Annotated in this window: 19 protein-coding genes; 7 read left to right on the top strand and 12 right to left on the bottom strand. The window is 55.5% G+C overall.

Annotated elements, in window-relative coordinates:
• Positions 1-11 precede the first annotated feature (11 nt).
• The 7 genes from cdsA to rpsB all read right to left on the bottom strand — a co-directional run bounded on the left by cdsA (position 12) and on the right by rpsB (position 6,417).
• The gene (gene cdsA / locus IAE48_RS10290; RefSeq protein WP_076768871.1) at positions 12-869 is read right to left on the bottom strand and encodes a phosphatidate cytidylyltransferase; all 858 of its coding nucleotides are present in this window, start codon (positions 867-869) and stop codon (positions 12-14) included.
• 12 nt (positions 870-881) lie between these two features.
• The gene (gene ispU / locus IAE48_RS10285) at positions 882-1,640 is read right to left on the bottom strand and encodes a (2E,6E)-farnesyl-diphosphate-specific ditrans,polycis-undecaprenyl-diphosphate synthase (RefSeq protein ID WP_023480217.1); all 759 of its coding nucleotides are present in this window, start codon (positions 1,638-1,640) and stop codon (positions 882-884) included.
• A gap of 186 nt (positions 1,641-1,826) precedes the next feature.
• On the bottom strand, positions 1,827-3,023 hold the full coding sequence (gene ispC, locus IAE48_RS10280) for a 1-deoxy-D-xylulose-5-phosphate reductoisomerase (protein WP_200134268.1): 1,197 nt from the start codon (positions 3,021-3,023) through the stop codon (positions 1,827-1,829).
• Between the two features lie 97 nt (positions 3,024-3,120).
• Positions 3,121-3,678 carry a ribosome recycling factor gene (gene frr / locus IAE48_RS10275; RefSeq protein WP_023480286.1) on the bottom strand — a complete coding sequence of 186 codons (558 nt, stop codon included), beginning with the start codon at positions 3,676-3,678 and terminating at the stop codon, positions 3,121-3,123.
• A gap of 150 nt (positions 3,679-3,828) precedes the next feature.
• The gene (pyrH, locus tag IAE48_RS10270; RefSeq protein ID WP_094419393.1) at positions 3,829-4,554 is read right to left on the bottom strand and encodes a UMP kinase; all 726 of its coding nucleotides are present in this window, start codon (positions 4,552-4,554) and stop codon (positions 3,829-3,831) included.
• 145 nt (positions 4,555-4,699) lie between these two features.
• Entirely contained in the window at positions 4,700-5,551 is an 852-nt protein-coding gene (gene tsf, locus IAE48_RS10265) for a translation elongation factor Ts (RefSeq protein WP_023480457.1), read from the bottom strand.
• A 140-nt stretch (positions 5,552-5,691) separates the two neighbouring features.
• Positions 5,692-6,417 carry a 30S ribosomal protein S2 gene (gene rpsB, locus IAE48_RS10260; protein WP_023480483.1) on the bottom strand — a complete coding sequence of 242 codons (726 nt, stop codon included), beginning with the start codon at positions 6,415-6,417 and terminating at the stop codon, positions 5,692-5,694.
• A gap of 309 nt (positions 6,418-6,726) precedes the next feature.
• Between rpsB and map the strand changes: the two genes are divergently transcribed.
• The 4 genes from map to IAE48_RS10240 all read left to right on the top strand — a co-directional run bounded on the left by map (position 6,727) and on the right by IAE48_RS10240 (position 11,717).
• Positions 6,727-7,518 (top strand): type I methionyl aminopeptidase, encoded by a 792-nt coding sequence (gene map / locus IAE48_RS10255; RefSeq protein ID WP_023480350.1) that lies wholly within the window; start codon positions 6,727-6,729, stop codon positions 7,516-7,518.
• 153 nt (positions 7,519-7,671) lie between these two features.
• Positions 7,672-10,347, top strand: a complete 2,676-nt coding sequence (gene glnD, locus IAE48_RS10250) for a bifunctional uridylyltransferase/uridylyl-removing protein GlnD (RefSeq protein ID WP_200134267.1) — start codon at positions 7,672-7,674, stop codon at positions 10,345-10,347.
• 34 nt (positions 10,348-10,381) lie between these two features.
• Positions 10,382-11,206 carry a 2,3,4,5-tetrahydropyridine-2,6-dicarboxylate N-succinyltransferase gene (gene dapD, locus IAE48_RS10245; protein WP_042716717.1) on the top strand — a complete coding sequence of 275 codons (825 nt, stop codon included), beginning with the start codon at positions 10,382-10,384 and terminating at the stop codon, positions 11,204-11,206.
• A 121-nt stretch (positions 11,207-11,327) separates the two neighbouring features.
• Positions 11,328-11,717: a DUF3461 family protein gene (locus tag IAE48_RS10240; RefSeq protein WP_023480393.1), complete on the top strand. Its 390-nt coding sequence runs from the start codon at positions 11,328-11,330 to the stop codon at positions 11,715-11,717.
• A gap of 212 nt (positions 11,718-11,929) precedes the next feature.
• On the opposite strand, the gene cdaR is transcribed toward IAE48_RS10240, so the two are convergent.
• From cdaR to dgt, 3 genes are all read right to left on the bottom strand, one after another.
• Positions 11,930-13,087, bottom strand: coding sequence for a DNA-binding transcriptional regulator CdaR (gene cdaR, locus IAE48_RS10235; protein ID WP_023480257.1), 1,158 nt, complete (start codon positions 13,085-13,087; stop codon positions 11,930-11,932).
• A gap of 162 nt (positions 13,088-13,249) precedes the next feature.
• A complete protein-coding gene (gene degP, locus IAE48_RS10230) occupies positions 13,250-14,686 on the bottom strand; it encodes a serine endoprotease DegP (protein ID WP_094419392.1) in 1,437 nt (478 codons plus the stop codon).
• A gap of 135 nt (positions 14,687-14,821) precedes the next feature.
• Entirely contained in the window at positions 14,822-16,336 is a 1,515-nt protein-coding gene (gene dgt / locus IAE48_RS10225) for a dGTPase (protein ID WP_200134266.1), read from the bottom strand.
• A gap of 106 nt (positions 16,337-16,442) precedes the next feature.
• On the opposite strand from dgt, the gene mtnN reads away from it, so the two are divergent.
• The 3 genes from mtnN to IAE48_RS10210 are packed head-to-tail and all read left to right on the top strand — an operon-like array spanning position 16,443 to position 18,572.
• Entirely contained in the window at positions 16,443-17,141 is a 699-nt protein-coding gene (gene mtnN / locus IAE48_RS10220; protein ID WP_042711574.1) for a 5'-methylthioadenosine/S-adenosylhomocysteine nucleosidase, read from the top strand.
• Positions 17,134-17,934 carry a vitamin B12 ABC transporter substrate-binding protein BtuF gene (gene btuF, locus IAE48_RS10215; protein WP_200134265.1) on the top strand — a complete coding sequence of 267 codons (801 nt, stop codon included), beginning with the start codon at positions 17,134-17,136 and terminating at the stop codon, positions 17,932-17,934. Before mtnN ends, btuF begins: the two co-directional genes overlap by 8 nt.
• A 14-nt stretch (positions 17,935-17,948) precedes the next feature.
• Positions 17,949-18,572, top strand: a complete 624-nt coding sequence (locus IAE48_RS10210; protein WP_124969711.1) for a TRIC cation channel family protein — start codon at positions 17,949-17,951, stop codon at positions 18,570-18,572.
• A gap of 41 nt (positions 18,573-18,613) precedes the next feature.
• Here the strand turns inward: IAE48_RS10210 and erpA are convergent, their stop codons facing one another.
• Both erpA and clcA read right to left on the bottom strand, forming a co-directional pair.
• The gene (gene erpA, locus IAE48_RS10205) at positions 18,614-18,958 is read right to left on the bottom strand and encodes an iron-sulfur cluster insertion protein ErpA (protein WP_023480429.1); all 345 of its coding nucleotides are present in this window, start codon (positions 18,956-18,958) and stop codon (positions 18,614-18,616) included.
• Between the two features lie 81 nt (positions 18,959-19,039).
• Positions 19,040-20,446 carry a H(+)/Cl(-) exchange transporter ClcA gene (gene clcA, locus IAE48_RS10200; RefSeq protein ID WP_200134264.1) on the bottom strand — a complete coding sequence of 469 codons (1,407 nt, stop codon included), beginning with the start codon at positions 20,444-20,446 and terminating at the stop codon, positions 19,040-19,042.
• Positions 20,447-20,575 lie beyond the last annotated feature (129 nt).

Raw genomic sequence — 20,575 nt, 5'->3', positions numbered from 1 at the left:
AAAACCTTCCGTCAAATCGTCCTGAAAACCAGCAGTAACAGACAGGCAAATACGGGAACCGCCGCCGTCAGGCTGTCAATGCGATCCAGTATACCGCCGTGGCCTGGAATAAGATGACCACTATCTTTAATGCCGGCTTCACGCTTGAACATGCTCTCGGTTAAATCGCCCAGCACCGAAGCAAGCGCGGCCACCACAGAGCAGATCAGCAGCGTTGAGTGCGCCACTTCGAGGTTGGCCCATGCGCCGTAGCCCCATGAGATGATCCCTGCGGTCAGCAACCCGCCGAGGAAACCCTGCCAGGTTTTACCGGGCGATACCTTCGGTGCCAGCTTATGTTTGCCAAACAGTTTGCCAAACATATAAGCACCCGAGTCCGCGCCCCAGACAAGGATCATGACGTAGAGCAACCAGATTGCGCCGCTGTAGGGGTTGACCTCATAGTGCCAGACCCGCAGCGCCAGCATGCCCCAGAAGAAGGGAATGATGGTGAGAACGCCAAACAGCAGGCGCAGCGCTTTAGAGTTGCGCCACAGCGCCGCAGAGGCCGGATAACCCAGCACCAGCCCCAATGCCGCCAGCCACCACACCAGAGAGGCCCAAAGCGAGCCTTCAACCAGCGGCTGGTGAACGTTGTGATGATACTCCGGCAGCGTAAACAGCATCAGCGCTAACAGCAGCCCACAGAGCACCGCCAGCCACACGCGCTGCGTGCGCGAGGTTAAGCCGCTCAGCTGACCCCATTCCCATGCGGCGAGCATGCAGACGGCGAGAGTGATAATCGCAAATCCCACCGGTGGCAGCAAAAAAAGCGCCGCGATAACAATGGGTATCAATACAAACGCAGAAATCAGGCGATACTTCAGCAAAAGCAACCCCCATCAGGCTTTGTCGCCACCAGGCTCGGTACCACCGAAACGACGCTCTCGATTAGCAAAGGCATTCAGCGCACCTTCAAAGTCTTGTTCATCAAAATCAGGCCAAAGAACATCAGTAAAGTAAAGTTCGGCATAGGCAATTTGCCAAAGTAAAAAATTACTTATGCGATGTTCGCCGCCCGTCCTAATCACTAAATCAACGGGAGCCAGCTCATGCATGCAGACTTGCTTGTTCAGCGTCTCTTCATCTATTTCGTCCGGGCGCAACAGCCCTTCCTGCACTTGCTCAGCTAAATGCCGAACTCCCTGAACGATATCCCAACGCCCACCGTAGTTGGCGGCGATATTTAACGTTAGCCCGCTGTTCTGGGCGGTTAACGCTTCCGCTTTGCGGATTCGCTCCTGCAAACGCGCATTAAACCGGCTGGTATCGCCAATAATGCGTAAACGAACATTATGGCGGTGCAGGCTTTTCACTTCGCTATCCAGCGCCCACACAAACAGTTCCATCAGCGCGCTCACTTCCTGCGCCGGACGGTTCCAGTTTTCGCTACTAAAAGCATACAGCGTCAGCGCGTCGATACCATTGTTGGCGGCAAAAGAGACTGCGCGGCGAACGGATTTCGCTCCCGCTCTGTGTCCAAAGGCACGGAGTTTCCCCTGCCTTTTTGCCCAGCGACCATTGCCATCCATAATTATCGCTACATGGCGGCAGCCATGCGTTGGCAAATTTTCGCTTATCGGTTGGTTAGCAGACAACATAACGCGTTTTAGTCCCTGAAAAGGATTTAGCGGTACTCAGGAATACAAAAGCCTTCACACAAAAAAGCCGCGCAAACCACGGCTTACACAATTCGCCATAATAAAAAGCGGCAATTTTGTGGCGCAGACTATATCACTGAAGCCCTACGCTAACAAATAGCACCGTCACTCCGGACAGCATTATCACTAGCTTGCGAAGCGCATCACTTGTTTTTGCGCAATCTCTCGTGCCAGTACATCGACGGCCAGAACGTCATCAATACTCTGCGGTTCACGTAAATCCATCTGTTCCAGCACAGAGAGATTGAGAGCGGCAATATCAGTGAAACGAATAGCGGATGCCAGGAAAGCCGAAACGGCCACTTCATTCGCTGCATTTAGCGCGGTTGTCGCCGCCTGACCCTCGCTGGAGGCGTCAATCGCCAGCTTCAGACAGGGATAACGATCGAAATCGGGGGCGGCAAAAGTCAATGCGCTCAGCTTGCAGAAATCAAGGGCGTTGACACCTGACGACACACGCTCCGGCCAGGCCATCGTGTGTGCGATGGGTGTTCGCATATCCGGTTCACCCAACTGCGCCAACACACTGCCATCCTGATAACGCACCATGGAGTGGATCACCGATTGCGGGTGAATCAGCACTTCCATCTGGCGGGCAGCGGCATTAAATAACCAGCGTGCTTCAATGTATTCCAGACCTTTATTCATCATGGTGGCGGAATCAACGGAGATTTTACGCCCCATCGACCAGTTCGGATGGCGACAAGCCTGATCCGGCGTCATTAGCGCCAGATCCGCCATCGGCGTCTCCCGGAATGGGCCACCAGACCCGGTAAGCAGAATAGACGATACGCCATTCTGTTCGAGATCAGCGTACCCCAGGTTATGCTGGATTGGTTCCGGCAAACTCTGAAAAATCGCATTATGCTCGCTGTCGACCGGCAGCAGCTGCGCCCTGCTCTCTTTTACCGCCTCCATAAACAGGCGGCCGCAGGTAACAAGCGACTCTTTATTGGCAAGCAGTACGCTTTTACCGGCACGAATAGCGGCAAGCGTTGGCAATAATCCGGCTGCGCCGACGATAGCGGCCATCACCTGATCGACCTCATCAAGCGCCGCCATCTCACAGGCGGCCTGCTGGCCGCTCAGCACTTCCGTACGGCTGCCATGCTCGCTCAGGGTGCGCTGTAGCTGCTGCGCGCTGTCAGCGTCATCCATCACCGCATAGCGCGGAGAGAACTCGAGGCACTGCTCCACCATGCGCGCGACATTTTTTCCCGCGACCAGCGCGGTGACGATGAAACGATCGGGATTATGACGAACCACAGCAAGCGTGCTGCAACCTATGGAACCCGTTGAGCCCAGAAGAGTTAAATGCTTCATGAAACGCTCGCAACGTTGCAAGGGGGGAAAGCAAAAACGCCGTCAGCAAGCCGCTTGCACGGCTCTCTGGACGGCGTTTTAGTCGGTTTGTATCGAATCAGAACTGCATCAGTTCCGCTTCTTTGTCCGCCAGCGCCGCGTCAACTTTCTTGATCGCAGCGTCGGTCAGCTTCTGCACGTCATCCTGAGAACGGCGGTCATCATCTTCGCTGATCTCTTTGTCTTTCAGCAGTGCTTTCACTTTATCGTTAGCGTCACGGCGCACGTTGCGCACGGCAACACGGGCCTGCTCAGCTTCACCGCGCACCACTTTGATCAGATCTTTACGGCGCTCTTCGGTCAGTGCCGGCAGCGGAACGCGAATATCGCTGCCCGCAGAGCTTGGGTTCAGACCCAGATCGGAGGTGAGGATCGCTTTTTCAACGGCCGGGCTCATCGAGCGATCGAAGACGTTGATTTTCAGAGTACGGGAGTCTTCTACCGTTACGCTGGCCAGCTGACGCAGCGGCGTCGGCGTACCGTAATATTCCACAACGATGCCGTCCAGCAGGCTCGGAGAAGCGCGGCCGGTACGGACTTTGCTGATTTGGGTTTTGAAGGATTCTACGCATTTTTCCATGCGTACTTCAGCATCTTTTCTGATATCGCTAATCACGTTACGGATCCTTGAAATCTTGTCGCAGACAGGCCATACGGCGGTTGTGCTAAGTATAGCCTTGTTCCCATGATGGCATCGTAAAGATGCCGGAACGTTCTGCTGGATAAATTAAAGCGGAATCTTACCTTTATTTATTGCTTACGGGAATTATTCCGTAATCAATGTGCCCTCTTTTTCGCCCATTACCACGCGGCGCAGCGCGCCTGGTTTGTTCATATTGAACACGCGAATCGGTAATTTATGGTCGCGGGCCAGGGTAAAGGCGGCCAGATCCATCACTTTCAGCTCTTTCTCAAGCACTTCAGTATAGGAGAGGCGCTCGCAGAGGGTTGCGGTCGGATCCAGCACCGGATCGGCGGTATAGACGCCGTCCACTTTGGTCGCTTTCAGCACCACATCGGCTTCGATTTCGATACCGCGCAGGCAGGCTGCGGAGTCGGTGGTGAAGAACGGGTTACCGGTACCGGCGCTGAAAATCACTACGCGGTTATTACGCAGCAGGCTGATTGCTTCAGCCCAGCTGTAGTTGTCACACACGCCGTTTAACGGGAATGCGGACATCAGGCGCGCGTTCACATAGGCACGATGCAGAGCATCACGCATTGCCAGGCCGTTCATCACTGTTGCCAGCATACCCATGTGATCGCCCACAACACGGTTCATCCCCGCTTTCGCCAGGCCCGCACCACGGAACAGGTTACCCCCGCCAATGACTACGCCAACCTGAATACCCAGTTCAACCAGTTCTTTAATTTCCTGCGCCATACGGTCAAGAATGCTTGCGTCGATACCGAAACCTTCAGAGCCCTGAAGCGCCTCGCCACTCAGCTTAAGCAGAATGCGTTTGTAGATGGGTTTTGCATTGGTAGCCATGTTTCTTTCCTGAGACTGTGAACAATTAGACGGGTTTAATCTGGCGCTATGATACGTCGCCTGTCAGCGCTAACACTAGTGTGCTGGCTGTTTTTCAGATGAAGGACATAAAAAGAAGCCGCCCTCAGGCGGCTCCTTTTATTGATTAAGACTGCTTGGACATGGCAGCAACTTCTGCTGCGAAGTCAGTCTCAACTTTCTCGATGCCTTCGCCCACTTCGAAGCGGATGAAGCCAGTCACGTCAGCGTTGTGCTCTTTCAGCAGCTGGCCAACGGTTTTGCTCGGGTCCATTACGAAAGGCTGGCCGGTCAGAGAAACTTCGCCGGTGAATTTCTTCATGCGGCCTTCAACCATTTTCTCTGCGATCTCTTTCGGCTTGCCAGACTGCATGGCGATGTCCAGCTGAACCTGGTACTCTTTCTCAACCACTTCAGCAGACACGTCTTCCGGCTTAACGAATTCCGGCTTGCTTGCAGCAACGTGCATAGCCAGCTGCTTAACCAGCTCCTGATCTGCGCCTTTCGCCGCAACCAGAACACCGATACGCGCGCCGTGCTGGTAAGAGCCCAGTACTTCGCCTTCCAGGGAAGAAACGCGACGGATATTGATGTTCTCACCGATTTTAGCAACCAGTGCAACGCGCTCTTCTTCGAACTGCGTTTTCAGAACTTCAACGTCGGTGATTTTGCCAGCAACAGCAGCGTCCAGAACTTTGTTAGCAAATGCCTGGAAACCAGCATCTTTAGCAACGAAGTCAGTCTGGCAGTTAACTTCCAGAATGATGCCGTAGGTGCCGTCGATTTTGGTGATGATCACGCCGTCAGCAGCAACGTTGCCCGCTTTTTTCGCCGCTTTGATCGCACCGGACTTACGCATGTTCTCGATTGCCAGCTCGATGTCGCCGCTTGCTTCGGTCAGCGCTTTTTTACAGTCCATCATGCCTGCGCCAGTACGTTCACGCAGCTCTTTTACCAGGGATGCGGTAATTTCAGCCATTCTTTAATCCTCGGGAGAGATATGACCTGCCCGGTTCCAGGAACCAAACAGGCTTGAAAGTGAAAAAGGGGGCCATAAACAGGCCCCCTAACCAAACTCGGTACTACCTGCTCAATAAGGGGCTCAGCGAGCGTGCCTTATTACTCAGCTTCTACGAAGCTTTCTTCCGCCTGAGTAGCCAGATCAGAAGAACGGCCTTCACGAACGGTAGCAGCAACGGCATTCAGGTACAGGCTAACAGCACGGATTGCATCGTCGTTACCCGGGATAACGAAGTCAACGCCGTCCGGATCGGAGTTGGTATCAACGATAGCAAATACCGGGATACCCAGGTTGTTTGCTTCTTTGATTGCGATGTGCTCGTGGTCAGCGTCGATAACAAACAGTGCGTCCGGCAGGCCGCCCATGTCTTTGATACCGCCCAGGCTGTTTTCCAGCTTGTCCAGCTCACGAGTGCGCATCAGCGCTTCTTTCTTGGTCAGCTTGTCGAAGGTGCCGTCCTGAGACTGAGTTTCCAGGTCTTTCAGACGTTTGATGGACTGACGAACGGTTTTCCAGTTAGTCAGCATGCCGCCCAGCCAGCGATGGTTCACGAAGAACTGATCGCAATTCTGAGCTGCTTCTTTCACCGCTTCGCTTGCAGCGCGTTTAGTACCAACGATCAGGATCTTGCCTTTACGAGCAGAGATCTTGTTCAGCTCAGCCAGGGCTTCGTTGAACATCGGTACAGTCTTCTCAAGGTTGATGATGTGAACTTTGTTACGCGCGCCGAAGATGAAAGGCTTCATTTTCGGGTTCCAGTAACGGGTCTGGTGACCAAAGTGAACACCAGCCTTGAGCATGTCGCGCATGGAAACAGTTGCCATGATTAAAACCTCTATATAAAAGTTGGGGTTATGCCTCCACGTATCCCATATTACCGACCCCGAAGGGCACCCCGGAATATGTGCCGATACGTGTGTGTTATTACACAAAGTGAGATTTGTGGCTCCCATTCCAAAACAGGAACGGAAGTCCGGCGCGCTTTATATCACAAAAGCGAGCAGGACACCAATAGTTGTTACCGCAGCGTGCTGTTAACGATTCTCAATTTGGCACAACGCTTGCCCGACTGTTACCATTGACAGCACTACTCCTGGTATAGTCGAGAAAATCGACACTGATGGACACTTCTCATGGCTATCTCTATTAAAACACCTGAAGAAATTGAAAAAATGCGCGTTGCCGGCCGTCTCGCCGCCGAAGTGCTTGAAATGATCGAACCGCACATTAAACCCGGCGTCAGCACCGGCGAACTGGACCGCATCTGTAACGATTACATCGTTAATGAGCAACACGCCGTTTCGGCCTGCCTGGGCTACCACGGCTTCCCGAAATCGGTCTGTATCTCAATTAATGAAGTAGTTTGCCACGGCATCCCGGATGACGAAAAACTGCTGAAAGATGGCGATGTGGTCAATATCGACGTCACCGTCATTAAAGATGAGTATCACGGCGACACCTCAAAGATGTTTATCGTCGGTAAACCGACCATTCTTGGCGAGCGCCTCTGCCGCGTCACCCAGGATAGCCTCTACCTGGCGCTGCGCATGGTAAAACCGGGTATTCGCCTGCGCACGCTCGGTGCAGCTATCCAGAAATATGTTGAAGGCGAAGGCTTCTCCGTGGTGCGCGAATATTGCGGTCACGGCATTGGTCGCGGCTTCCACGAAGAGCCGCAGGTGCTGCATTACGATGCTGATGACGGCGGCGTAGTGCTGAAAGCGGGTATGACCTTTACCATCGAGCCGATGGTTAATGCCGGTGATTACCGCATTCGTACCATGAAAGATGGCTGGACGGTGAAAACCAAAGATCGCAGCCTCTCTGCGCAGTATGAGCACACCATTGTTGTCACTGAAACCGGCTGTGAGATCCTCACGCTGCGTAAAGATGACACCATCGAGGCTGTGCTGACCGCCGCCTGATAGCGCCTCTCTGCCTGCCATAACGGTCCGCTTCGCGGGCCGTTTTTTTTGCCCGCTTTCCGGCCGGGTCATACATATAAACGACTTTTCATTTCCATCCATCTCTTTTACTTTGTTTTGCAGTGGATCCGCACGCCAACTGGGTGGCTAATCATGAGCAATATCTCTTCCGAACAATTTGTCAGCAGCGTTCAGCCCACCCTTCCCGGCCAGCCTGAACATCCCGGAGTGTGGCCCGCAGAGGAGCTGCACTGCGCCACCATCAAAGCGCGCATCGATGCTTTTCAGCAGTGGCTGGGGCAGGTGTTTGACGCCGGGATCTCGGCCGAGCAGTTAATTGAGGCGCGCACCGAATTTATCGATCAGCTGTTGCAGCGCTTGTGGCTGCAATATGGCTTTGGCGATGCGGGTGATACCGCGCTGGTGGCCGTTGGCGGTTATGGCCGCGGCGAGCTGCATCCCTTATCCGATATCGATCTGCTGATCCTCAGCCGCAATAAGCTGCCGGATGAGCAGGCGCAAAAGATCGGTGAACTGCTGACCCTGCTGTGGGATGTGAAGCTGGAGGTGGGTCACAGCGTGCGCACGCTGGATGAGTGTCTGCAGGAGGGGTTATCAGATCTCACTGTCGCCACCAACCTTATCGAATCACGCCTGCTGGTCGGCGATGTCGCGCTGTTTCTGGAACTGCAAAAACATATCTTCAGCGACAATTTCTGGCCGTCGGAGACCTTCTTTCCGGCAAAAGTGGTGGAGCAGAACGAGCGCCATCAGCGCTATCACGGCACCAGCTATAACCTTGAGCCCGATATTAAAAGCAGCCCGGGGGGCCTGCGCGATATTCATACCTTACAGTGGGTCGCGCGCCGCCATTTTGGCGCTACCTCGCTTAATGAGATGGTCGGCTTCGGCTTTCTGACCGAAGCGGAACGCAACGAACTGAATGAGTGCCTGCATCTGCTGTGGCGCATTCGCTTCGCCCTGCATCTGGAAGTGACGCGCTACGATAACCGTCTGCTATTCGATCGCCAGCTCAGCGTGGCGCAGCGTCTCAACTATGTCGGCGACGGCAATCAGCCCGTTGAGCATATGATGAAGGATTTCTTCCGCGTCACGCGCCGCGTGTCGGAACTTAACCATATGCTGCTGCAACTCTTTGATGAGGCGATTCTGGCCCTGACGCCTGACGAAAAACCGCGCCCAATCGATGATGAGTTTCAGCTGCGCGGCACGCTTATCGATCTGCGCGATGAGACGCTGTTTATCCGCGAGCCGCAGGCGATTTTACGCATGTTCGCAATTATGGTGCGTAACAGCGCCATTACCGGCATCTACTCCACCACCCTGCGTCACTTGCGCCATGCGCGCCGCCATTTAACTCAGCCGCTCTGCTACATTCCGGAAGCGCGCACAATCTTCCTCAGCATGCTGCGCCATCCGGGCGCGGTGAGCCGTGGATTATTGCCAATGCATCGCCACAGCGTGCTGTGGGCCTATATGCCGCAGTGGTCGCATATTGTCGGCCAGATGCAGTTCGACCTTTTTCACGCCTATACCGTCGATGAGCACACCATTCGCGTCCTGCTGAAGCTGGAGAGTTTTGCCAAAGAGGAGACGCGCAGCAAGCACCCGCTCTGCGTGGAGCTCTGGCCGCGTCTGACCCACCCGGAGCTGATTCTGATTGCGGCGCTGTTTCACGATATCGCCAAAGGGCGCGGCGGCGACCACTCGGTGCTGGGGGCGCAGGATGTGCTGAAGTTCGCTGAGCTTCACGGCCTGAACTCGCGGGAAACGCAGCTGGTCGCCTGGCTGGTGCGCCACCATCTGTTGATGTCGGTCACCGCGCAGCGCCGTGATATTCAGGATCCGGAGGTGATTAAGCAGTTTGCCGAAGAGGTGCAAACGGAGAACCGCCTGCGCTTCCTGATCTGCCTGACGGTGGCGGATATCTGCGCGACCAACGAAACGTTGTGGAACAGCTGGAAGCAGAGCCTGTTGCGCGAGCTCTATTTCGCTACTGAAAAACAGCTGCGCCGTGGGATGCAGAACACGCCGGATATGCGCGAGCGCGTGCGTCATCACCAGTTGCAGGCGCTGGCGCTGCTGCGCATGGATAATATTAATGAGGAGCGGCTGCACCAGATTTGGGCGCGTTGTCGCGCCAACTACTTTGTCCGCCACAGCCCAAACCAGCTCGCCTGGCACGCGCGGCATCTGCTGCAACACGATCTGACCAAGCCGCTGATCCTGTTGAGTCCGCAGGCGACGCGCGGTGGAACCGAGATCTTTATCTGGAGTCCGGATCGCCCCTATCTCTTTGCCGCCGTCTGCGCCGAGCTGGATCGCCGCAATCTCAGCGTCCATGACGCGCAGGTCTTTACCACCCGCGACGGCATGGCGATGGACACCTTTATTGTGCTGGAGCCGGACGGTAGCCCGCTCTCTGCCGATCGTCACGAGGCGATCTGTTTCGGCTTGAAGCAGGCGATCACCCAGCATACCTGGCAGCCGCCGCAGCCGCGTCGTCAACCGGCCAAGCTGCGCCACTTTACCGTCGATACCGAAGTGAATTTCCTGCCGACCCATACGGACAGAAAATCGTTCCTGGAGTTGATTGCGCTTGACCAGCCAGGGCTGCTGGCGCGGGTCGGGCAGATTTTTGCCGACCTTGGAATTTCGCTGCACGGCGCAAGAATTACAACCATTGGCGAGCGAGTAGAAGATTTATTCATAATCGCTACCGCCGACCGGCGTGGCCTTAATAATGCGCTGCAAAAGGAGGTACAACAACGGTTGACAGAGGCCCTCAATCCAAACGATAAAGGGTGATTATTTTTTTACACAAGATGGAAAGAGTTTAACAATGCAGCAGTTACAGAACGTTATTGAAGCCGCTTTCGAGCGCCGCGCAGAAATCACCCCGGCCAATGCCGATACCGTGACCCGTGAAGCGGTCAACCAGGTTATCGCCCTGCTTGACTCCGGCGCGCTGCGTGTCGCAGAAAAAATCGACGGCCAGTGGGTCACCCACCAGTGGCTGAAAAAAGCGGTTCTGCTCTCTTTCCGCATTAACGATAACCAGGTTATCGACGGTGCGGAGAGCCGCTACTTCGATAAAGTGCCGATGAAGTTCGCTGATTACGACGAAGCGCGTTTCCAGAAAGAGGGTTTCCGCGTAGTGCCGCCAGCGGCAGTGCGTCAGGGCGCCTATATCGCTCGTAACACGGTATTGATGCCTTCCTATGTCAACATCGGCGCTTACGTTGATGAAGGCTCAATGGTAGATACGTGGGCAACCGTCGGCTCCTGCGCGCAGATCGGTAAAAACGTTCACCTCTCCGGCGGTGTAGGTATCGGCGGCGTACTGGAACCGTTGCAGGCAAATCCGACTATTATTGAAGATAACTGTTTCATCGGCGCGCGCTCCGAAGTGGTTGAAGGCGTGATCGTTGAAGAGGGTTCGGTTATCTCGATGGGTGTTTATATTGGTCAAAGCACCCGTATTTACGACCGCGAAACGGGCGAAGTGCACTATGGCCGCGTACCGGCAGGCTCAGTGGTGGTGTCCGGTAACCTGCCGTCGAAAGATGGCAAATACAGCCTCTACTGTGCGGTTATCGTGAAAAAAGTGGATGCGAAAACCCGCGGCAAAGTTGGTATTAACGAACTGCTGCGCACCATCGACTAAGCCTTTTCCCTCTCCCCGTGCGGGAGAGGGTGATATAGCCCGCCTTTTTTGCATACGTCAGTGGCGAAAATAGATTTTTTCGTTAATTATTCATAGGTTATGTTGAGCTTAAGGGTCCGCTATGTACGACAATCTTAAAAGTTTAGGCATTACCAATCCCGATGAAATCGATCGCTATAGCCTCCGCCAGGAAGCGAATAACGACATTCTTAAAATCTATTTTCATAAAGACCGGGGCGAGTTCTTCGCCAAGAGCGTCAAGTTCAAATATCCGCGTCAGCGCAAAACCGTGGTCGCCGATGGCGTAGGCCAGGGTTATAAAGAGGTGCAGGAGATCAGCCCTAACCTGCGTTACGTGATTGATGAACTGGATCAGATCTGCCAGCGCGATCGCACTGAAGTGGATTTGAAGCGTAAGATCCTTGACGATCTGCGCCATCTCGAAAGCGTTGTGACCAACAAGATCAGTGAAATCGAATCGGATCTTGAGAAGCTGACGCGCGGGAAATAAGTTTTATCACCGCCATCTGGCCTGTTAAGCCTGATGGCGCCTTTGCCCCGTTACTGAGCCATCCCAAACCGGCACGATCATGTAGGCCGGATAAGCGCAGCGCCATCCGGCAAAAAAGCAGCGCCCAGGCCAAATAAGCGCCTCACCCATATCAAACCGGCACGATCGCGTAGGCCGGATAAGCGCAGCGCCATCCGGCACAAAAACAAACCTCAATGCTGTTCATCCAGCTGCAACGCCACATAGAGCAACAGCCTGTCGTCAAAATTCCCCAAATCCAGCCCGGTCAGCTCCGAAATACGATTCAGGCGATACTCCAGCGTATTACGGTGGATAAACAGCGCCTTCGACGTCGCCAGCGGCTGCACATTGTGACGAAACCACGCCGTCAGCGTGCGGCGCAGCAAACCATTATTATCCATCGCTTTCAGCCGCGTTAACGGGCGCGCCAGCTCGTTGGCCTGCCAGCCGCCGCGCAGGCTGTCGAGCAGCACCGGCAGCATCAAATCCTGATAGAAGTAGCTGCGGCTCTCCGGCATCCGCTGTTTGCCCACCATCATGGTGGTACGCGCCGTGCGGTAGGAGCGCGCAATACTGCCGGGGCCGGTAAAGTAGTTACCCAGCGCGACGCGAAAACGCAGTTGCCCATTCTCTTTCATCCGCGTAATCAGCTGCTCAACCCGCTTGCGGTGATCTTCTGCATCCCAGCGGCCAAACGGGTTCAGCGCCGGCTTTAGCACCACCATTTCGGTCAGGGAGACGATGGCGATAAGATTATTGCGCTCCGGCGTGGTGAGGGCGTTTTGTAGCTGCTGAAGTTCCGCCATTGCGCTGTCGACGCCCAGCTGCCCGCTATCAACCTCCACCACCGCCACCACGCGCGGCTGATTAAGATCGATACCTAAACGCTGCGCCCATTCGGTCAGCGCTGGCGTGTGCTCTTCTGCCTGAATCAGGTTCATCACCAGCTCTTCACGCAGGCGGCTATCCTGCGCCAGCAGATGCATCAGCCGGGACTGCTCCAGCATCATCTCCGCCGTCATACAGACCAGCTCGCCATATTTACGTAACGTTTCGGGTTCACCGGTCAGGCCGATAACGCCGACAATCTCCCCTTCGAGGCGCAGTGGCAGGTTGATGCCCTGGCGCACGCCATGCAGATGGCGCGCCACCGCATCGTCGATATCGACCACGCGCCCCTGCGACAGCACCAGCAGCGCACCTTCGTGCAATTCCCCAATGCGCTCGCGATCGCCGCTGCCAATAATCCGCCCGCGCGCATCCATCACGTTGATGTTTGTATCGATGATACGCATGGTACGCGCCACGATATCCTGTGCCATTTTGGTATCAAGATGCCAGCCAGCCATGTAACCCTCCCCGGTGCAGAGGCCAAGCATATGGCAGAAAATTGGCCCGCGCATTGTGCGGATGCACAAAGCGGCAGCGAGAAGTGTGGAGTTGTGGAAGGCTTCACAAAAAGGGCAGGAAGCCCCTCTTCCCCGCTGGGGAGAAGAGGGTTTTACAGCGGATTACTGCATCAGCAGGTAGATAGAGGTGTCGCCGCGCTGGATACTCAGCGCCAGCACCGACGGTTTGCTGTCGAGAATTTTGCGCAGTTCAGCAATGTTTTTCACCGGCTGCTGGTTTACGCCGAGGATCACATCACCTTTTTTCAGGCCGATTTGCGCCGCCGGGCTATTCGGTTTCACCGCATTCACCACCACGCCGCCATCTTTGCCTTTGTTGCTCATCTCAGCCCCTTCGATACCGCTGAAGATGGTGCTGGATTCAACCTGGTTCTGGCTGCTCTGCTGCAGTTCAAGGGTCACGTTGACCGGTTTGCCGTCGCGCAGCATCCCCAGCGTAACTTTGCTGCCAATCGGCATTGAACCAACTTCTGCGCGCAGCGCCGCAAAGCTGCTGATCGGTTTGCCGTTGAGCGTGGTAATCACGTCACCCGCTTTGACGCCCGCTTTCGCCGCGGCGGAGTTCGGCATCACCTGGCTGACAAACGCCCCGCGCTGGGCGTCGACTTTCATCGCTTTCGCCAGCTCAGAGTTGAGCTCGGTGCCCATAATCCCCAGTTCGCCACGGCGCACCTGGCCGTACTGCACCATCTGGCTGGTGAGGTTTTTCACCATATTACTCGGGATAGCAAAGCCGATACCGATGTTGCCACCGTCCGGTGCGAGGATAGCGGTGTTAATCCCAATCAGCTCGCCGTTGAGGTTAACCAGCGCGCCGCCGGAGTTACCGCGGTTAATAGCGGCATCGGTCTGAATAAAGTTTTCATAGTTTTCCGCGTTCAGGCCGCTTCGGCCGAGCGCCGAGACAATCCCGGAGGTAACGGTTTCGCCAAGACCAAACGGGTTACCAATCGCCACCGTGTAGTCGCCGACGCGCAGCGCATCGGAGTCCGCAAGCTTAATGGCGGTGAGGTTTTTTGGATCCTGAATCTGGATCAGCGCGATATCGGAGCGCGGATCTTTGCCCACCACTTTGGCGTCAAATTTACGCCCGTCGCTGAGCTGCACTTTGATGGTGCTGGCATTGTCGACCACGTGGTTGTTGGTAACAACATAGCCTTTCGCGGCGTCAATGATTACGCCGGAGCCCAGCGCCATAAATTTCTGCTGCTGGCCGCCACCCTGCCCATCCGGTGCACCGCCGCCCTGGCAGAAGGGAGAGCTCTGGAACGGTGAACCGTCCTGGCAGAAGGGTGAGTTATCACCAAAGAATTGCTGGAAGTTGCGCGGCATACGCGGTGTGTTCACCGTGGTGCTGCCTTCAACGTTAATGCTCACGACTGACGGCATCACCTTTTCCAGCATCGGTGCGAGGCTAGGCATCTGCTGCGATGTTGCGGTGGTTGACGAGGCTGTTTCTGCTGCCGTCGCAGACAGAGGAGACAGCGCAAAACTTAAACTTAAAGCCAGTGCACTCATTGCTAACGTCGTTTTTTTCATCTCTCTCAATCTCTTTTCTGATTAACGCGAACTGCTGTGTATGTGTCACTCAGAGTCGATTTATAGCGTGAAGTTCAGGCCTTAAGCCTCTGGAAAAAGTAAAAAAATATTGTCGTTCTTTACAATTCAGCGGGATTATTCCACCGCCATTAAACGACGATATTCATCCCATGAATAAAGATCCGTCATTCCGCTAATATAGTCCTGAATTAATCGACAACGGTGATAATACTCCAGCACCGAATAGGCTTCGTCATCAGGCGATAATTTGCTTACCGCTTCGACGTAGGCTAACCGGTGGCGCGTCGACAGTTTCTGGAACAGGCGCGATTCAATCGGAAAACGGCGCAGACGCTCTTTTTCCACCAGCTCGGTAAAGTCCGCCAGCGATAATTGCAACAAAGGTCGATAAATTTCCAGCAGCCCACTGATAACGCGGTAGCCCTGTAATTCCAGCTGCTCCACATCGGGGTGGCTGAATACCTGTTTAATGGCGACGTTTTTATATAATTCAAGCAGCTGGCTGAAGCTGCTGTCATCTTCCAGCAGCGCGTGGTTAAATTCACCGCTGAAGATTTGCGGCAGGTTGTCAATAAAGCGCTGGGCTGCATAGGGCACCAGCTTATTAAGCGTGTTGACGCGCAAATACATAAAGAATTGATCTTCGGCGCTGCGGCTCATCGAATTCGCGCGCGATTTGTCCCACGCATTTTCGACAACCAGAGCAAACAGCGATCCTTTTTCATGCTCACCCCACGCCTCGTAAAGATGCTGATAGAGCTGCTCGGCGGAAAATATCCGTTTCTCAACCGCATCTTCGAGATCGGCCACGCAATAGGAGATGTCATCCGCGGCTTCCATTATCCAGGTCAATGGAAAGCGGCTATAGGTATCGAGGTTTAACTCTTTACGCAGCCGCTCAACGTACGCCTCTTCCGAGAAATAGTAGCCGGGCTTTTTCATTAAATAGCTGTGGGAGGCAGGCGGATCCCCGACCCACCACGCCGGGCGGGTATATTTTAAAATACAGCCGACCTGCGCCCAGGTCAGGTTCATACGCATCAGGGTATGCACCATGCGAATACCCTGCGCGTTTCCTTCGAAGTGGCTTAAATCGTGGCGCACTTTACTGCGCAGCGCGTTGAGCTTTCCCTCCCCTTCACGCAGGCGCAGAGCCATCACTTCACAGCGATCGTCGCCAAGCGGCTCGCCGAGGGCATCATCCGGAGCCAGGCGCTGGCGGAACCAGTCATTAATCGCCGCTTCACCAAAATGGCCGAACGGCGGGTTGCCGATATCGTGCATCAGGCAGGCCATTTCGACGATACTCTCAAACGGCCCGGTTAACTCATCCAGCCCATACTTTTCCAGCAGGCGCTGCTCTTTCAGCCGGCTTAAAATCTCTTTGGCGATATAGCGCCCGACCTGCTGAACTTCCATAGAGTGCGTTAAACGGGTGCGAACCGCCGCGTTACGCTCAAGAGGAAAGACCTGGGTTTTCTGCTGCAAACGCCGGATGGCGGCGGAGTTGATGATACGTCCGCGATCGCTTTCGAAGATGCGCAGGATCTCATGTTCGGTTTTCACGCCCTGCGGTGAGCGATACCGGCGATGCCAGTTGATCTTGTTGCGAAAATCGATGTCGTCCATTTCCTCTCCTCTACGCAGGCGCACGGGGTGTCATGCAATTGTGTATGCCATGATAGACTATGCCCTGTAAACCTATTCCTGCCTTATCACATTAGCGAGTATCTCCATGAAAATTGGCATCATTGGTGCAATGGAAGAAGAAGTTACGCTGTTGCGTGACAAAATCGAAAACCGTCAGACGCTGAATATTGGCGGAAGCGAAATTTACACCGGTACGCTGAATGGCACAGACGTGGCCCTGCTTAAGTCTGGTATTGGTAAAGTTGCCGCCGCGATGGGCGCCACCCTGCTGCTGGAGCACTGCAAGCCGGATGTGATTATCAATACCGGCTCCGCAGGCGGCCTGGCGCCAACCCTGAAAGTGGGCGATATCGTGGTCTCTGATGAAGCGCGTTATCACGATGCCGACGTCACCGCCTTTGGCTATGAGTATGGTCAGTTGCCGGGCTGCCCGGCGGGCTTTAAAGCCGATGAGAAGCTGGTGCTGGCGGCAGAAGCCTGCATTGGCGAGCTGAACCTGAACGCGGTGCGCGGGCTGATTGTCAGCGGCGATGCGTTCATCAACGGTTCTGTTGGACTGGCAAAAATTCGCCACAACTTCCCGCAGGCGGTTGCCGTTGAGATGGAAGCGACCGCTATCGCTCACGTTTGCCACAACTTTGGCGTGCCGTTTGTGGTGGTTCGCGCCATCTCCGACGTGGCGGACCAGCAGTCTCACCTGAGCTTTGATGAGTTCCTGGTGGTGGCGGCAAAACAGTCCAGCCTGATGGTTGAAACCCTGGTGCAGAAACTGGCACGTGGGTAATCCCCTTTTCAGGGCGCTCGCCGCCCTGCTTCTGTTTTTGCCGGCGTGGCTCTTCGCTGCGCCGCGCGTTATTTCGCTCTCTCCGGCCAATACTGAACTGGCTTTTGCTGCCGGTATCACGCCCGTTGCAGTCAGCAGTTACTCCGACTATCCCCCCGCCGCCGCGCAGATTGAGCAGGTTGCCAGCTGGCAAGGGATAAACCTCGAACGCATCCTCGCCCTGAAGCCCGACGTGGTGCTGGCCTGGCGCGGAGGCAACCCGGAGCGTCAGGTCGATCAACTGAAAAAGTTTGGCATCCACGTGATGTGGATCGATGCCGTCTCCATTGAAGAGGTCGCGCAGACGCTGCGCCAGCTCGCCCCTTACAGCCCGCAGCCCACGCAGGCTGAGCAGGCCGCGCAACAGCTGATGAGCGCGTATGAGACATTAAAGTCCCGCTACGCAGCAGAGCCGAAAAAACGCGTCTTTATGCAGTTCGGCACGCAGCCGCTCTTTACCAGCGGCAAAGGATCGATTCAACACCAGGTAGTGGAGCTATGTGGCGGGGAGAACATCTTTGCCGAAAGCCGCGTGCCCTGGCCGCAGGTGAGCCGTGAACAGGTGCTGGCACGCCATCCGCAGGCAATTATTCTACCTGGTGGAGAGAAGGCGCAAACGCGCGTAAAAGCGTTCTGGGGCGACCAGTTGAATGTGCCGATTATTTCTCTGCATGATGACTGGTTTGAACGGGCGAGCCCGCGTATTATCCTCGCCGCCCAACAACTCTGTTCTGCCCTTGCGCAGGTGAAATAACCGGGGAATGAACCATGCTGGTCTACTGGCTGGATATTATCGGCACCGCCGTTTTCGCCATCTCAGGCGTTCTGCTTGCCGGAAAGTTGCGGATGGACCCTTTTGGCGTGCTGGTGCTGGGCGTGGTGACCGCGGTCGGCGGCGGTACCATTCGCGATATGGCGCTGGCGCACGGGCCGGTCTTCTGGGTGAAAGATCCCACCGATCTGGTGGTGGCGATGGTCACCTGCATGTTAACCATTATTTTAGTGCGCCAGCCGCGCCGCTTGCCGAAGTGGATATTGCCGGTGCTGGATGCGGTCGGTCTGGCGGTATTTGTCGGTATTGGCGTTAATAAAGCATTTCTTGCAGGTACCGGGCCGCTGGTGGCGATCTGTATGGGCGTGGTAACGGGCGTCGGCGGCGGCATTATTCGTGATGTGCTGGCGCGTGAGATACCGATGATCCTGCGCACCGAAATTTACGCCACCGCCTGTATTGCGGGTGGCATCGTCCATGCTACGGCGTTCTATGTTTTTGCCGTGCCGCTGGAGTCAGCGAGTATGGTGGGAATGGGGGTCACACTGGTGATTCGCCTGGCGGCGATCCGCTGGCACCTGAAGCTTCCAACCTTTGCGCTGGATGAAGCGGGTCGTTAACAAGCGGAGTAAATGCCGGTATTACCCGGCATTTCACGTAATCAGATGCTGAACGACGAACCGCAGCCGCAGGTGCTGGTTGCGTTCGGGTTAGTCACCACGAAGCGGGAACCTTCCAGACCTTCGGTGTAATCCACCGAACCGCCCACCAGGTATTGCAGGCTCATCGGGTCAACCACCAGGCCAACGCCCTGCTTCTCAATGGTCATATCGCCGTCGTTAATCTGATCGTCAAAGGTAAAACCGTACTGGAAGCCGCTGCAACCACCACCGGTGATGTAGACACGCAGTTTCAGATTAGGGTTCTCTTCGTCCGCGATCAGGCTTTTTACTTTATTGGCTGCTGCGTCGGTAAACTGCAGCGGCAGCGCTACGTCATCACTCATGTCTTGCTCCCGTTAATACGTCGACCTGGGCAAATATTGACCCGATCATGGCGGCTATTATCCATTAGGGTAGTCAATCGTTCAAGTATTCTCCCGCGGCAGCGCACGCTCAGCGGCGGCCTCCTGCCTGGCAAGTGTACGTGCCAGGATGGCGGAATAGAGCGGTTTACCGCCCAAAAACTGGGCTAACAGTGTCGCACCAAGGCAGGTAATGATCATTGGCAAAATAAGCTGATAATTGTCAGTCATTTCCAAAACTAGCACGATTCCGGTCAACGGCGCGCGCAGCGAAGCGGCGAGTAACGCCCCCATTCCGGCGACGGCAAAGGTCGCTGCATCGAGCTGATAATGGGGAAAAATCGCCATGCTCGCCGCGCCGAAGGCCATGCCGAGCACCGTGCCTAACGACAGCATCGGCGCAAAAATCCCGCCCGGCGCGCCGGAGCTAAAGCAGAGCAGCGTCATCGCCACGCGGATCAGAAAAATAAACAGCAGCGCGCTGAGGCCATAATTCCCGGCAGAGGCGATAGGGATTAGCGCAAAACCGCCGCCGGAGAGCGCGGGAGCCATCAGGCCGAGCACGCCGCAGGTTCCGCCAATCAGGCCGCCAATCAGCACCCACTTTCCGGTCTTCCCGCCGTGCAGACGCTGAAACAGATCCTGGGTCCGCAGCACCAGCGTGTTAAACAGCGGGCCGATACAGCCAAACACCATTCCCAGCAGCAGATAGAGCCACAGGGTGTTCACCGGCGCGTTACTCAACTTACCGACATCGATGACCGCCGCTTCGCCGTTGAACAGGCGAAAGACGATGCTCGACATAATCACGCCGGTAAAGACGGCTTTGATGGAGATAAGGTTGTAGTGAAACTGCGAGCGCATCTCCTCAATGATAAAGAGAATGCCCGCCAGCGGCGCGTTAAAGGCCGCAGAGAGCCCCGCCGCCGCGCCGGTTGCCAGCAGAGTGTGGCGCGCTTCGCCGCTGCGCAGACGAAAGAGATCGCACACCATCCGCCCGATGTTACCGCCAATCTGCACCGTTGGCCCTTCGCGCCCAAGTACCATGCCCGCGCCCAGCGTGCCCATGCCGCCGAAAAACTTCACCGGCAACACGCGCCACCAGCGCACCGGGCGGAGATCTTCCAGCGCGCCTTCAATCTCCGGAATACCGGAGCCGCCCGCCTCCGGCGCGAAGCGGCGCACCAAAAAGTAACCAATCATCGCCAGCAGCGCCGAGGCGATAAAGGCCAGCGGCCAGACGACAGCACTGTTCGCCACCTGCGCCAGCGCGCCAATGCGCAGGTTGATCACCGCGTTAACCGCTTTTTCGAAGGCAACGCCCACCAGCCCGGTAAGCGTTCCCGCTACGGCCGCCACCACGAGGATCGCCAGCGGCGTTTTATCACGTTGCAGCATGCGGCGCAGAATATCTCTGCGTCGGCGTCGTTCAACCTGCTGCTGTTCAAATGAGGGAGTGTTTTCTGACATCGGCTCTGATACGTCATACAAAAGGAGTATTGTAGCCACCCGTTGCCGCCGCGTCGCGGGCAAAATCCCTGCAAAATATGTCGTTCTTCCCGGCAAAACTTTCATCCGCTTCCGGTAATCACATAGAAT

The organism is Kosakonia sp. S57 (assembly GCF_016516575.1).
GTDB lineage: Bacteria > Pseudomonadota > Gammaproteobacteria > Enterobacterales > Enterobacteriaceae > Kosakonia > Kosakonia cowanii.
This window is presented reverse-complemented; position numbering and strand designations above follow the sequence as displayed.

Coding starts and splice junctions, on each gene's coding strand:
- glnD (WP_200134267.1), top strand. CDS start 7,672: ATGAGCAATATCTCTTCCGAACAATTTGTCAGCAGCGTTCAGCCCACC.
- mtnN (WP_042711574.1), top strand. CDS start 16,443: ATGAAAATTGGCATCATTGGTGCAATGGAAGAAGAAGTTACGCTGTTG.
- rpsB (WP_023480483.1), bottom strand. CDS start 6,417: ATGGCAACTGTTTCCATGCGCGACATGCTCAAGGCTGGTGTTCACTTT.
- tsf (WP_023480457.1), bottom strand. CDS start 5,551: ATGGCTGAAATTACCGCATCCCTGGTAAAAGAGCTGCGTGAACGTACT.
- dapD (WP_042716717.1), top strand. CDS start 10,382: ATGCAGCAGTTACAGAACGTTATTGAAGCCGCTTTCGAGCGCCGCGCA.
- IAE48_RS10210 (WP_124969711.1), top strand. CDS start 17,949: ATGCTGGTCTACTGGCTGGATATTATCGGCACCGCCGTTTTCGCCATC.
- clcA (WP_200134264.1), bottom strand. CDS start 20,446: ATGTCAGAAAACACTCCCTCATTTGAACAGCAGCAGGTTGAACGACGC.
- map (WP_023480350.1), top strand. CDS start 6,727: ATGGCTATCTCTATTAAAACACCTGAAGAAATTGAAAAAATGCGCGTT.
- erpA (WP_023480429.1), bottom strand. CDS start 18,958: ATGAGTGATGACGTAGCGCTGCCGCTGCAGTTTACCGACGCAGCAGCC.
- ispU (WP_023480217.1), bottom strand. CDS start 1,640: ATGTTGTCTGCTAACCAACCGATAAGCGAAAATTTGCCAACGCATGGC.
- IAE48_RS10240 (WP_023480393.1), top strand. CDS start 11,328: ATGTACGACAATCTTAAAAGTTTAGGCATTACCAATCCCGATGAAATC.
- dgt (WP_200134266.1), bottom strand. CDS start 16,336: ATGGACGACATCGATTTTCGCAACAAGATCAACTGGCATCGCCGGTAT.
- ispC (WP_200134268.1), bottom strand. CDS start 3,023: ATGAAGCATTTAACTCTTCTGGGCTCAACGGGTTCCATAGGTTGCAGC.
- pyrH (WP_094419393.1), bottom strand. CDS start 4,554: ATGGCTACCAATGCAAAACCCATCTACAAACGCATTCTGCTTAAGCTG.
- cdaR (WP_023480257.1), bottom strand. CDS start 13,087: ATGGCTGGCTGGCATCTTGATACCAAAATGGCACAGGATATCGTGGCG.
- degP (WP_094419392.1), bottom strand. CDS start 14,686: ATGAAAAAAACGACGTTAGCAATGAGTGCACTGGCTTTAAGTTTAAGT.